13 protein-coding genes are annotated in these 12,079 nt (G+C 70.0%); 9 read left to right on the plus strand and 4 right to left on the minus strand.

Annotated features, from left to right (window positions below; translation table 11 throughout):
- The 3 genes from TSO221_RS02340 to TSO221_RS02350 form a co-directional block, all read left to right on the plus strand.
- On the plus strand, positions 1-302 hold a 302-nt coding region (locus TSO221_RS02340), incomplete at its 5' end, for a helix-turn-helix domain-containing protein (protein ID WP_282187699.1).
- A 12-nt stretch (positions 303-314) separates the two neighbouring features.
- A complete protein-coding gene (locus TSO221_RS02345) occupies positions 315-884 on the plus strand; it encodes a tetratricopeptide repeat protein (protein WP_109116882.1) in 570 nt (189 codons plus the stop codon).
- Between the two features lie 51 nt (positions 885-935).
- Entirely contained in the window at positions 936-1,337 is a 402-nt protein-coding gene (locus tag TSO221_RS02350; RefSeq protein WP_109116883.1) for a hemerythrin domain-containing protein, read from the plus strand.
- A 132-nt stretch (positions 1,338-1,469) separates the two neighbouring features.
- Here TSO221_RS02350 and TSO221_RS02355 read toward each other — a convergent pair whose 3' ends face one another.
- The 4 genes from TSO221_RS02355 to TSO221_RS02370 all read right to left on the minus strand — a co-directional run bounded on the left by TSO221_RS02355 (position 1,470) and on the right by TSO221_RS02370 (position 6,303).
- Positions 1,470-2,228, minus strand: coding sequence for a cyclic nucleotide-binding domain-containing protein (locus TSO221_RS02355; protein ID WP_109116884.1), 759 nt, complete (start codon positions 2,226-2,228; stop codon positions 1,470-1,472).
- Between the two features lie 135 nt (positions 2,229-2,363).
- Positions 2,364-3,911 (minus strand): hypothetical protein, encoded by a 1,548-nt coding sequence (locus TSO221_RS02360; RefSeq protein WP_109116885.1) that lies wholly within the window; start codon positions 3,909-3,911, stop codon positions 2,364-2,366.
- Between the two features lie 185 nt (positions 3,912-4,096).
- Positions 4,097-5,146 carry a cytochrome c gene (locus TSO221_RS02365; RefSeq protein ID WP_109116886.1) on the minus strand — a complete coding sequence of 350 codons (1,050 nt, stop codon included), beginning with the start codon at positions 5,144-5,146 and terminating at the stop codon, positions 4,097-4,099.
- A complete protein-coding gene (locus tag TSO221_RS02370; RefSeq protein ID WP_109116887.1) occupies positions 5,047-6,303 on the minus strand; it encodes a c-type cytochrome in 1,257 nt (418 codons plus the stop codon). The genes TSO221_RS02365 and TSO221_RS02370 overlap by 100 nt, the downstream gene beginning before the upstream one ends.
- A 180-nt stretch (positions 6,304-6,483) precedes the next feature.
- On the opposite strand from TSO221_RS02370, the gene TSO221_RS02375 reads away from it, so the two are divergent.
- From TSO221_RS02375 to ccsA, 6 genes are all read left to right on the plus strand, one after another.
- Positions 6,484-7,215, plus strand: a complete 732-nt coding sequence (locus tag TSO221_RS02375; RefSeq protein WP_146208676.1) for a cytochrome c3 family protein — start codon at positions 6,484-6,486, stop codon at positions 7,213-7,215.
- Between the two features lie 35 nt (positions 7,216-7,250).
- A complete protein-coding gene (locus TSO221_RS02380; protein ID WP_158283971.1) occupies positions 7,251-8,309 on the plus strand; it encodes a 6-bladed beta-propeller in 1,059 nt (352 codons plus the stop codon).
- Positions 8,310-8,443: 134 nt separating this feature from the next.
- Complete coding sequence (locus tag TSO221_RS02385) at positions 8,444-8,770, plus strand: c-type cytochrome (RefSeq protein WP_109116889.1); 327 nt, start codon at positions 8,444-8,446, stop codon at positions 8,768-8,770.
- Between the two features lie 33 nt (positions 8,771-8,803).
- On the plus strand, positions 8,804-9,892 hold the full coding sequence (locus TSO221_RS02390) for a two-component regulator propeller domain-containing protein (protein WP_199229363.1): 1,089 nt from the start codon (positions 8,804-8,806) through the stop codon (positions 9,890-9,892).
- Positions 9,893-9,906: 14 nt separating this feature from the next.
- A complete protein-coding gene (locus TSO221_RS02395) occupies positions 9,907-11,160 on the plus strand; it encodes a two-component regulator propeller domain-containing protein (protein WP_109116890.1) in 1,254 nt (417 codons plus the stop codon).
- Positions 11,161-11,300: 140 nt separating this feature from the next.
- The coding region (ccsA, locus tag TSO221_RS02400) for a cytochrome c biogenesis protein CcsA (protein ID WP_146208677.1) at positions 11,301-12,079 on the plus strand (779 nt) is incomplete at its 3' end.

The raw sequence follows: 12,079 nt of genomic DNA on the forward strand, positions 1-12,079 counted from the left end.
AGCTGGAGAACGTGCTGGAGCGCGCCGTCCTGCTCTGCGAGGACAACGTCATCACCAAGTGGGACCTGCCGCCCAGCATCACCGGCGCCAGCCCCGGCATGCCGGTGATGGCGGACTCGGCGCCGCTGGAGGCCGGCGGCTCGCTGAAGGACCAGGTGGCGGCGTTCGAGCGCAAGCTGATCCTGAACGCCATCCAGACGGCCGGCGGCGACCGCCGCGTCGCGTCGCGCAACCTCGGCCTCGGCCTGTCCACCCTGTACCGCAAGCTCGAAGAGACCTCTCCCGCGAGCAACGACGAATAAGGAAGAAGAATCATGAGGCTGCTCGTTGCGCTCTCCGTCGCCGGGCTTCTGGCCGCCGGCACGGCCCACGCCAACCATCAGGCCGGCCACGGCACGCCGGCCAAGACGCTGCCGGAGCTGACCAGGGCCGCCGAGCAGAACGACGCTGTGGCGCAGAACAACCTGGCGGTCATGTACGCCACCGGCTCCGGCGTGAAGCAGGACTACGGCCAGGCCGCCAAGTGGTACGAGAAGGCGGCCGAGCAGGGCTACGCCATCGCGCAGTACAACCTCGCCGCCATGTACGAGCACGGCATGGGCGTGTCGCGCGACCTGCGCGCCGCGTCGATCTGGTACCAGCTCGCCGCCGATCAGGCCGACTTCTGGGCGCAGTTCAACCTCGGCCGGCTGGAGAGCGCGGGCGAGCTGAAGAACATCGTCAGCGCCTACCGCTGGCTCTACCTCGCCAGCGAGGCGGACGACGCCGAGGTGCGCCGGGTGGCGGCGCCGCTGCTCAAGGAGGTTGCCGCCCAGCTCACCCCGACGCAGTCGGCCGAGGCGACGCGGCTGGTCACCGCCTGGAAGTCCCGCACCAGGAAATGAGCCGGGGACTGCGGCACCGGCAAGAACGGATTTGTGTGGAGAAGAGACATCATGGCTTGGGATGACAGCTGGCGCACCGGTCACAGCGTCTTCGACCTCGACCACAAGCAGCTGGCGACGCTGCTCGACCTGCTGGAGGATTCGCTGTCGATGCTGCCCGGCAGCGCCTATCCGGCCACCATGGCGCAGCGCCTGGTGGTCGAGGCGCGCGAGCATTTCCGGCGTGAGGAGGAGTACCTGCTGCAGCACCCGACGCCGCAGACCGAGGCCCACATCGCCATGCACGGCACCTTCGCACGGACGCTGGAGTCCCTGGCTGCGACGGTGGAGCGCGCCGACGTGCAGGCGGCGCGGACGCTGATCGGCACGGCGCACGCGCTGTTCGTTGAGGAACTGCTGCCGGCGGACGCGGCGATGGTGGCGTATTTCAAGGAGCGCGTGGCGGCGGGGTGACGTCGATAAGCCCCTCTCCCTTGACGGGAGAGGGGTTGGGGAGAGGGTGGAAAGCGTCACTTCCGCGGCCTCCGGCCGCTATCCCCCTCTCCCCAACCCCTCCCCCGCGAGGGGGGAGGGGCTTCGATCCGCTCACCGCCCGGCGGCGATCTCCGCCAGCCGCTCGGGCTCGTCGATCTCCACCGTGTAGGTGTCGGCCAGCCGGATCACCCCGCCGGAGCGCAGCTTGGTGAAGGTGCGCGACACCGTCTCGATGGTCAGGCCGAGATAGTCGGCGATGTCCGTCCGCCCCATCGGCAGTGCCACCCGCTGCGGCGCCTCGCCGCCCGCCGGCTGGCGGTCGCGCAGCAGCAGCAGCAGAGAGGCCAGGCGCTCCGGCACGCTCTTGCGGCCGAGCAGCAGCAGGCGCTCGTGCGCCGCGACCAGGTCGGCCTGCATGCGGGTGAACAGCTTGCGCGCCAGCGCCGGGCGCTGGTCCATTGCCGCCTCCAGGCGCGCGCGCGGCATGCGCACCAGCTTGGTCGCGGTCACCGCCTCGGCGGTGTGGGCGTACTCCGCTGCGGCGCTCAAGCCGACCATGTCGCCCGGCTGCAGGAAATCGACGATGTGCCGCCGGCCGTCGGCCAGCATGATGCTGATGCGCACCATGCCCTCGACCACGCGGTAGACGGTGCGCGCGTCGTCGCCCTCGTAGAACAGCGCCTCGTCCTTCTCCAGCGCCACCGTCTCGGCGCCGACCGGGAAGACGTCGTCGCTGATCACCACCACCGGGCCGACCGAGGGCGCCCGCGTCGGGAGCGCCGGCCGGCGGGCCTGGCGCAAGGCCGGAACCGGGGCCGGCATCGGCTGGAGGGGCGCGGGCTGGCGGAGGGCGGCGGTGTGCAGGGGCATGGCGCGTTTCCCTTTCCGAGAGCCACGCAAGGGGTGGCCGTCTAAGGTTCGAATGTATGGTTGACGGACGTTAACCAAATCCTAAGAAGCCCCGCCGCGGCGGCTGCGCAGAAGGGGAAGGCACGTCTCTTCCGGCTAGGCCCCGGCGCGGCGGTACCAGCCGGTGCGGTCGGCGGTCTTCAGCAGGTTCATGACCTCCGGCGACACCCACCAGCGGCAGCGGCGGCGCTCGTCGCTGGCGGTGGTCAGCAGGCGGTCGATCAGCCCGGACTCCTCGTCGCTGAAGCGCTGGCGCATGGCCAGGGCCTCCTCCACGAGGCGGATCAGCGCGCCGTCCAGCGCGGTCACCTCCAGCGGGTGGCCGATCAGGTCCATCAGCTCGGCCAGCTTGCCGAGGCGGGGCAGGTCGGCCGGCTGGCCGGCGGTCGTGAGGTCGCGGAACAGGCCGCTCAGGTGCTGGGCGATGGTGGGCTGCCACGGCTTGATGGCGGTGGCGATGCCGCGCGGCTTCAGGCGCGCCTTGAAGGAGGCGACATAGCGGATGCGCTCCAGCAGCGGATCGGGCGATGAGTAGCGGGTCATCGCCATCAGCCGCTGGCCGAGCGCCGGGACCAGCTCCAGCTCGACCGCGTTGATGAAGCGGCCGAAGGCGTCGCGGATGCCGGCCTGGTGGCGGTCGCTCTCGTCGATGCCCAGCGCGTGCAGGGCGTCGTACCAGGCGAACACGCACTCGGTCAGGACCTCGATGTCGCCGCTGCTCGGCGGCGTGCGGGCCGGCGCGCGGCTGAGGTAGTGCTCCTCGATCCACTCGCGGGCGACCTGGGCGGCGAGCTGGAAGTGCACGACGATGCAGTCGCGGACCAGCGTCTGCGGAAAGGTGTGGTGCACCTCCATCGCCGTGCCCGGGTGGCGCTTGGCGTGCAGGTGGGCGACGACCAGCAGCAGCGCGCCCTCGGCGCCGGGGCGGCGCTCCTCGGCGGCGGTGAGGACGTAGTCGGTCAGCGTGTCGAGGTCGGTGGCCGGGGCCGGCCTGGCGAGGTCGCGCCACGCCGGGGCGACGGTCAGCAGGAACTCCAGCGTGTCGAGGTCGGCCGCGGTGAGCGGCGGCGTGGCGCGGCAGCCGCGCGCCGCCAGCATCGACTTGCGCTGCAGGTTGGCCTCGGCGAGGAAGCGGGCGCGGGTCTCGGCCTTGGGTTTCACCGCGGCGATGATCGCCAGCGATTCCCGGCGCAGGTCCTCGGCGATGCGCTGGGCGGCCGGGGCGGCGAAGATCTCGTCGAGCGGCTTCTCGCGGCTCTGTTTGGTGACGGCGCGCTGGACGCGGTCGATGCTCGGGCCCATGTGCTGCGACAACGCGAACCACCACGCTCCGGCGTCGATGATGTGCATGCTGGCGGGCAGGCGGGTCTCGGCGCGGATGGAGACGTCGTCGCGCAGCAGGATCGGGTCGAACCAGCCGGTCCACAGGCGCCGCGCGTGCTCGGTGCGGCGGCCGTTCAGCATCTCCAGCAGCAGGCTGGCGACGTGGGGGCCGAGCGCCGGGTTGTCGAGATGGCCGTCGCGGATGAGCTGGTGCAGGCGCGCCTTCTGCTCGCGGTCGAGCGGCTCCAGCACGTCGCGGACGCGCGCGAGGTTCTCTTCGGCGAGCGGAAGGGGCGGGGGTGTGGGGCTCATGGCGTTCATCGTGCCTTCTCCCTGCGCCGGCTCGCCGGAACGCGGCGGCCTGCACACCGGGGGTGTAGCAACAATTGAGCCAATTTTCGGACAGCGGGGACGGGGCCGTTCGGGCGCGGTGGTGCGCTATGGCCGCGCTTCCGTTTCCGGGAATCGGGGAGGGGCTTTGTCGATTCCGGGAGGGGCGGCGCAGATTACGGCCGAGGCATCTTCCGCATCCCCTCCTTGTCCAGCCGCTCCGCCTCGGCCTTGGCGGCGGCGCGGGTGGGGGTCAGGAAGGCGCGCTCGACATAGGAGATCACCGCCTTGATCTCGGCGTCCGACAGCACCGCGCCCCACGCCGGCATCGAGGTGTTGGGCAGGCCCTGGCGGACCGCCTTCTCCAGCCGGGCGCGGTCCAGCTCGGCGATCTGGGTGATGTCGGTGAAGTTGCGCGGGTGCGGCTGCAGGAAGGCGCCGATCCAGTTCTTCGCCGTGCCGTCGGCGGCGTGGCAGAAGGCGCAGTTCTGGTCGAAGATCGCCTTGCCCTTCGTCTCCTGCTCGGTAAGGCCGGCGATCACCGGCGGCACGTCGTGGCTGGCGTAGGTGCTGGCACGGCTGATGGCGTCCACCTGCTCCTTGCCGCGCACCACCGTGCCCATGTGCGACAGCGGGAACGCCTCGATGGTCGGGTTGGCGGTGTTGCGCGGCTCGTGGCAGGTGATGCAGGCCTCGACGAACAGCGCACGGCCGGCGCGGGCCTTGTCGTCCAGCGTAGCCGGCGGCGTGTCGAGCGAGGCCTTGCCCTGCACGAACGGATAGGCGGCGCCGTACTTGGCGGCGTGGTCGGGCCAGCCGTTCTCCGGGGTGTGGTAGGCGGTGTTGTGGTTGCCGCGGCGGACGAACTCCTCCAGCACGAAGACGGCGACGTCGCGCCGCTCATAGGCCGAGAGGACGTTCCGGAAGCTTTTCATGCCGGTGCCGGGGCTGCCGTGCTCCAGCGTCGACAGGATCTTCTCCAGCGTCAGGCCGGGCGACTGGACGAAGTTGCGCGGCGGCGGGTCGAGCTGTTGCGCCGCCACCGTCCGCGCGTCGCCGCTGTAGCCGTGGCAGAAGTAGCAGCGGAAGTTGTAGACCTTCCGCCCGTTCTCGATTTCAGGCGCCGCTACGGCTTTTTTTTTGCGTCGGCGTTGGTGTCCGGGGCCGGGGCCGGAACCGGAACCGGCGCGGCGGCGTTCGGGGCCGGGGTGGCGCCGGGCGTCCATTGCGGGGCGGCGGGGGCCGCCTCGGGCTGGATGAAGGCGGTGAACACGTACTCCGCGACGTTGGCGATCTGCTGCTGGTCCAGCACCTTGGACCAGGCCGGCATCTCGGAGCCGACGACGCCCTCGCTGATCGCCTTGAACAGGGTGGGGCGGTTGAGGTCGGCCTTGGTCTCCGGCTGCTGGAAGTTGGCCGGGCGCGGGTTGATGAAGTAGGCGCGCGGACCCTCGCCGTCGCCCTGCTTGCCGTGGCAGGTGGCGCAGGTCTCCTCGAACAGGGTCTTGCCGGCGGCGCGGTCGCCGGCCAGCTGGAACGGCATCGGCAGCGACAGGTCGGCCGGGCCGACGCTGTGCATCAGCTTGGCGGTCTTGGAGCCGGTCTGCTTGCCGTTGTAGGGCGGCAGCGCCGGCGGTTGGGCGGCGCCGACCGGGCCGTGGCCGGAGGGCAGGGCGGCGTGCGCGGGGTTCTCCGCTTTGGCAACCGGGGCGTCGTCCTTCCCGGTTTCGGGAACGCCGGCCGGGTAGATGAAGGTGCCGCGGACGTAGTCCACGACCGCCGCGATGTCGCTGCGCGACAGCTTGGTGGAGAAGCCCATCATCGCCGTCTTCGGGCTGCCGTAGGTCACCGTGTTGATCATGTGGCGGCGCGACAGCTCCTTCGCCTTGGGTGAGGTGAAGTCGAAGGGCGAGGGGTTCAGGCTGTTCTTCGCCCAGGTGGCGCCGTTGCCCTTGTCGCCGTGGCAGACCGAGCAGGTGCGGGCGAAGATGGCGCGGCCGCGGCTGGCGTCCTCGGTCTGCGCCGGCATCATGAAGGCTTCCCGCATGTAGGAAACCACGGAGGACAGACGGTCCTCCGACAGCGCCGTCCAGCCCTTGCGGGTCGCCTCGCCGTGCGCCGTCTCCAGCCCGCGGAGCATGCGGTCGTATGGGAAGCGCACCACCGCCTGCGGCGTCGTGAAGTTGGGGATCGGCTGCGTCGAAGACGCCGCGGACGGCCCGTCCCCGGCGCCGCCCTTGCCGTGGCAGCCGAGGCAGTACGCCGTGTAGTCCTGCATGCCGGAGATCTTCTGCGACGCGGCCTTGCGGCTGTCGGCTTCCTGGGCGTGCGCGCTCGTCGTCAACAGGGACAGCGCGATGATTGCCAAGGACAGGGACCGCATTCTCTCGCTTCCTCACTTCGTGCCAGGGGCGCCGCAGCGGCACGGTACGCCCGGATCGGTCCCGTTTCTACAGCAAGAAGTGGGCCACGCACTGGCACGCGGGTTGCTTGTTTTTGCCCCAAATCGTCCCCGCGTCCATTCGCGGGAATGCGTGCAAACCCCGAGCGCAGGAATGGCCCCTTGACGACCTTCATGCGGATCGCAGCCGCCCTGCTCGCGCTCGGTGCGGTGCCCGCGCTGGCCGGAACGCTGGTGGGCTCGAAGCACGACCTGACCGCACTCAACATGCGCGCCAAGGTCGAGGCCATGACGGGGCTGGCGTTCAACAACTACCGCGACCCCTGCATCTACTGCCACCTGCCGGCCGACGCCAAGGCGACCAACGCCTTCAACGACGACGAGCGCTACAAGGACTGGAACCGGTACTTCTCCAACCAGGAGGACTACCAGCGGTACGAGAGCGCCTCGAACAAGGTGAAGCCGGGGCAGCTCGGCCCGCAGAGCCTCGTCTGCCTGTCCTGCCACGACGGCAGCATGGCGGTGGACATGGTGGTCTCGAAACCGGGCGGCTGGTCCACCAAGGACGACGCCCCGATGCACATGAAGCTGGACAAGGGCGGCGGCCTCGACCGCTGCACGCAGTGCCACGACGGTGTCACCGCGCACAAGATGGATCACGTCGTCATCGGGCGGAACCTGATGGACGACCACCCCGTCGGCATCAAATACCCCGGACTGTTCGGCAACGAGGAATACCATCCTCCCGGCCGGGACGGGACCTTCCGTAATGGCGTCAAGCTGTTCGACAACCAGGTCGAGTGCGCGACCTGCCACGATGTCCACCAGCCCGACGTCGTCCCCTTCCTACGCGTGGAGCAGAGCGAGCTATGCATAACCTGCCACAACAAATAGCCCGGCGTTTCGCCGGCTCCCTCCTGGCGGTGGCATTGGCCCTCACCTTGGGGGCTTGCGCGACCGAGCAGAAGAAGACGACGCAGCAGACCCTGGTGTGGCCGGCGCCGGACGACGCGCGCTTCTACTGGGAGCAGACCCTGACCGGGTCCGGCGACCTGATGGAGGAGACGCAGCAGCAGCGCCTGCGCCGCATGGCCACCGGCGAGACCACCGCCGGCCACGCCCTGCAGAAGCCCTGGGGCGTCGCGGCCTACGACGGCAAGCTGTACGTCGGCGACACCGTGGCGCGCCGCGTCCACGTCTTCGACCTGCGCTCCAAGAAGTACGCGACCATCGCCGACAGCGGCGTCGGCGCGCTGGCCAAGCCGCTGGACATGACCACCGACGGCAACGGCCTGCTCTACGTCTGCGACAACGCCGGCCGGCGCATCGTGGTGTTCGACGCGGAGGGCAAGTTCCTGCGCTCCATCGGCAACAGCGGCGCCTTGCAGCGGCCCAGCGGCGTGGCGGTCAACAAGGACGGCTCGCGCGTCTACGTGGTCGATACCGGCGGCGTGAACTCGGAGAAGCATCAGGTCGTCATGTTCGACGGCCAGGGCAAGGAGCTGGGCGTCATCGGCAGCCGCGGCTCGGCGCCGGGGCAGCTCAACCTGCCGCTCTCGGTCACCTACAACGTCGCCAACGACCATATCTACGTGGTGGACGGCGGCAACTTCCGGGTCAGTGAGTTCGCCGCCGACGGCCGGTTCGTCCGCGCCTTCGGCGACATCGGCCGCAACTCCGGCCAGTTCGCCCGGCCCAAGGCGATCACCTCGGACCGCGAGGGCAACGTCTACGTGACCGACGCGGCGTTCGGCAACTTCCAGATCTTCGACAAGGACGGCAAGCTGCTGCTCGACGTCGGCGGGCGCGGCGCCAGCGGCGTGGGGGGCGAGTTCATGCTTCCGGCCGGCATCACCGTCGATAAGTTCGACGGCCGCGTCTACGTGGTGGACCAGTTCTTCCCGAAGGTCGACGTCTTCCGCCCGGCCGGCACGCCGGAGGCCCGCGCCCCGCGCCCGGGCGACGCCACGCAGCAAGCCAAGAAGTAGGATCCGGCTTTCCCGGAAACGGGAAAATCAAGCGTCGCGACGGCCGCCCACCCCATGGGCGGCCGTTGCCGCACCGGTGGCACGATCATTGCGATCAAGTGGTTGCGACTGCCCCGCTACGGAGACACCCCGCCATGCGCACCCCATTGTTCGCCGCCGCCGTCGTCCTGCTGAGCGCCCTGACGCTGTCGGCCGCGCCCCTTTCGGTCGCCTGGGCCGCGAACCCGGCCGCCGGCAAGACCGTGTACGAGGCCAACTGCGCCGCCTGCCATGGCACCGACGGCACCGCCACCGTGCCCGCCACGCCGAACTTCGCCAAGCGCGAGCGGCTGGAGAAGCCGGACGCCCAGCTCCTCAACTCGATCCGCCACGGCCTGAACATCATGCCGGCGTGGCAGGGTCAGCTGAGCAACGACGAGATCAGCTCGGCGCTGATGTACATCCGCACGCTGGGCCGCTGAGCCCACGCGACCGGACCACGGGAGACGCCAATCGTGACGACGCTGCGCCGCCTTCGCCTGCTGCTCGCCGCCGGGGCCATGGCCCTGACGGCGATGGGCTCCGCTTCCGCCCAAACCAGGACGGCGTCTCCTGCCGTGATGGAAAGCTTCAACGTCGGCGAGCGGGCGTACGTCCGCTCCCTGGCGGTGGACCTGGGCCGCAACTCGCTGTGGGTCGGCACCTCGGTCGGCGTGCTGGAGGTGGACCTGAAGGGCAACGTGCCCAGGAACACCTTCACGCGCGAGCACGGCCTCGCCAACGAGTACGTCTTCGCCATCGGCGTCGCCCCGGACCGCAAGGTCTGGTTCGGCACCAACGCCGGCGGCGCCAGCACCTACGACAAGGACGGCGCGTGGAAGGTGTACTTCCCGATGCACGGCCTCGCCGACTACTGGGTGTACGCGTTCGCCTTCGACCGGAAGGGCGGGGCGTGGATCGGCACCTGGGACGGCGCCAACTACGTCGATCCGCAGACCGGCGCCTTCACCACCTACCGCAACGAGCTGATCAACATCTGGGTCTACGGCATCGACATCGACGCGCAGGGCCGGGTGTGGTTCGGCACCGAGGGCGGGGTGACCATGCACGACGGCCAGAGCTGGACCTCGTGGACGCACAAGGACGGCCTGGGCGCGGAGAACGCCGGCAACCTGCCGCGCAGCGCCAACACCGGCCTCGGCACCCGCTCGCGCCACGATCTGGCGCTGGAGGCGGCGGGGCAGGAGACCTTCAACCCGAACTACGTCTTCTCGGTCAAGGTGGACAGCACCGGCCTCGGCGTGTGGTTCGGCACCTGGGGTGGCGGCGTCTCGCTGTACGACGGAAAGTCCTGGAAATCGTTCAGCACGGCGGATGGTCTGGCCGGCAACGTCGTCTACGCGATCGCCCAGGACAAGGACGGCGGGATGTGGTTCGGCACCAACCACGGCGTCAGCCACTGGGACGGCAAGACGTTCGTGAACTACTCCAAGGCCGACGGCCTTCTGAACGACAACGTGTACGCCATCGCGCTGACGCCGGACGGCACCGCGTGGTTCGGCGTGCAGGGTGGCGTCAGCCACCTCCTCCACCGCAAGCAGTGATCGGAATCCAGTCCATGCGGAACGTCCTCATCGCCGCCGGCGCCGCCGTGGCCGTCGTCGCCGTGGGAGCCTACCAACTCGGCCGCCAGCAGGCGCCGGCCCCGGTCGCGGCTCCGGCCCCGGTGGCGAGCGCCCCGGCTCCCGTCCCCGCGCCGCCCATCCCGCCGGGAGCGCAGCCGCCCGCCGGCCACCCGGCGGTTCCCGCGGCCTCGGCGCCGCAGGCGGCGGCTCCGGCCAACCATCCGGCGCTGCGCGACTTCGACCACTTCCGCATGGGCAACCGCAACGTCAAGGCGCTGTGGGCCGACGGCGACACGCTGTGGGTCGGCTCCTCGGGCGGCGTCATCCGCTATTCGATCCCGGACGACAAGTACACCGTCTACGACAACAAGTCCGGCCTGCTGTCCAACGGCATCTTCTACCTGCAGCGCCACGGCGACGAGATGTGGGTGGGCACCTACGGCGGCGGCCTGTCGGTGCTGGACCTGAAGACCAACGCCTGGCGCGGCTACAACGTGCCGGAGGGCATGGGTGACGCCTTCATCTACGGCGCGCTGCGCACCAAGGGCGGCGACGTGTGGATCGCCACCTGGTCCGGCGCCAACCGGATCAAGGGCGGCCAGATGGACGACATCGACGCCTGGGAGCTGCACACCGTGGCCTCCACCGGCGGCGGCCTGCCGAACGACTGGGTCTACGGCCTCGCTGAGGGCAAGAACGGCGAGGTCTGGATGGCGACCGAGGGCGGGCTCGCCCGCTATCAGGACGGCAAGTGGGAGAACTGGACCCACGCCACCGGCCTGGGCGCCAAGGCCGAGACGGTGAAGGGCCAGGGCGAGCTGAACAACGACCCCGGCACCCAGTCGCGCCACCACGCCCAGCAGAAGCAGGAGCAGGGGCTGGGCGACGTCACCACCGCCTACAACCCGAACTACGTCATCTCCATCGCGGTGGACAACGACGGGCAGGTCTGGGCGGGCACCTGGGGTGCGGGGCTGTCGCGTTTCGACGGCAAGGACTTCAAGACCTTCACCGTCGCCGACGGCCTGCCGTCCAATCACATCTTCATGCTGAAGAAGGGGCCGGACGGCACGATCTGGATCGGCACCAACCGCGGCCTCGCGCGCTACGACGGCAAGGCCTTCGCGACCATCACGGAGCAGGACGGCCTGCTCGGCAACAACGTGTTTTCCATGGCCTTCGCCGGGAACGGCGAGGTCTGGGTCGGCAGCTTCGGCGGCCTGACCCGTTTCCGCAAGGGCCTCTGAAGCCCCTCCCCCCCTTGAGGGGGAGGGGTTTGGGGAGAGGGGGATCGAACGTCCTGGCCGCTTCGCGGCGCCACCCTCTCCCCAACCCCTCTCCCGTCAAGGGAGAGGGGCTTTGAAACGAGCGGCAGGAGCCAACTCGGATGATCACGGAAATCGGCCACTACGCGCTGATCATGGCCGTCGCGGTGGCGATGGCGCAGGCGATCGTTCCCCTGGTCGGCGCGCAGCGCGGCGACCGCGCGCTGATGGCGTTCGGCCGCAGCGCGGCGTTCGCGCAGCTGCTGCTGGTCGGCACCGCGTTCGGCGCGCTGATGCACGCCTACGTGACCAGCGACTTCTCGGTGGCGAACGTCGCCCAGAACTCGCACACCGACAAGCCGATGCTCTACAAGGTCAGCGGCCTGTGGGCGAACCACGAGGGCTCGCTGCTGCTGTGGATTACCATCCTCGCCGGCTTCGGCGCGGCGGTCGCCACCTTCGGCCGAAACCTGCCGGCCGGCCTGCGCGCGCGGACCCTGGCGGTGCAGGCGATGATCGCGGTGGGCTTCCTGCTGTTCATCCTGCTGACCTCCAACCCGTTCGAGCGGCTGGACCCGGTGCCGCTGAACGGCAGCGGCCTCAACCCGCTGCTGCAGGACCCCGGCCTCGCCTTCCACCCGCCGTTCCTGTACCTGGGCTATGTCGGTTTCTCCATCGCCTTCTCCTTCGCCGTCGCCGCGCTGATCGAGGGGCGGGTGGACGCCGCCTGGGCGCGCTGGGTGCGGCCGTGGACGCTGGCCGCCTGGACCTTCCTGACCGTCGGCATCGGCCTTGGTTCCTGGTGGGCCTACTACGAGTTGGGCTGGGGCGGCTGGTGGTACTGGGACCCGGTCGAGAACGCCTCGTTCATGCCGTGGCTGGCCGGCACCGCGCTGCTGCA

This window comes from Azospirillum sp. TSO22-1 (assembly GCF_003116015.1).
GTDB lineage: Bacteria > Pseudomonadota > Alphaproteobacteria > Azospirillales > Azospirillaceae > Azospirillum.

What these genes read in the sequence shown, in the direction of transcription:
- TSO221_RS02385 (WP_109116889.1), top strand. Translation starts at nt 8,444, where the DNA reads ATGCGCACCCCATTGTTCGCCGCCGCCGTCGTCCTGCTGAGCGCCCTG.
- TSO221_RS02355 (WP_109116884.1), bottom strand. Translation starts at nt 2,228, where the DNA reads ATGCCCCTGCACACCGCCGCCCTCCGCCAGCCCGCGCCCCTCCAGCCG.
- TSO221_RS02395 (WP_109116890.1), top strand. Translation starts at nt 9,907, where the DNA reads ATGCGGAACGTCCTCATCGCCGCCGGCGCCGCCGTGGCCGTCGTCGCC.
- TSO221_RS02350 (WP_109116883.1), top strand. Translation starts at nt 936, where the DNA reads ATGGCTTGGGATGACAGCTGGCGCACCGGTCACAGCGTCTTCGACCTC.
- TSO221_RS02345 (WP_109116882.1), top strand. Translation starts at nt 315, where the DNA reads ATGAGGCTGCTCGTTGCGCTCTCCGTCGCCGGGCTTCTGGCCGCCGGC.
- TSO221_RS02370 (WP_109116887.1), bottom strand. Translation starts at nt 6,303, where the DNA reads ATGCGGTCCCTGTCCTTGGCAATCATCGCGCTGTCCCTGTTGACGACG.
- TSO221_RS02360 (WP_109116885.1), bottom strand. Translation starts at nt 3,911, where the DNA reads ATGAACGCCATGAGCCCCACACCCCCGCCCCTTCCGCTCGCCGAAGAG.
- TSO221_RS02365 (WP_109116886.1), bottom strand. Translation starts at nt 5,146, where the DNA reads ATGGACGCCCGGCGCCACCCCGGCCCCGAACGCCGCCGCGCCGGTTCC.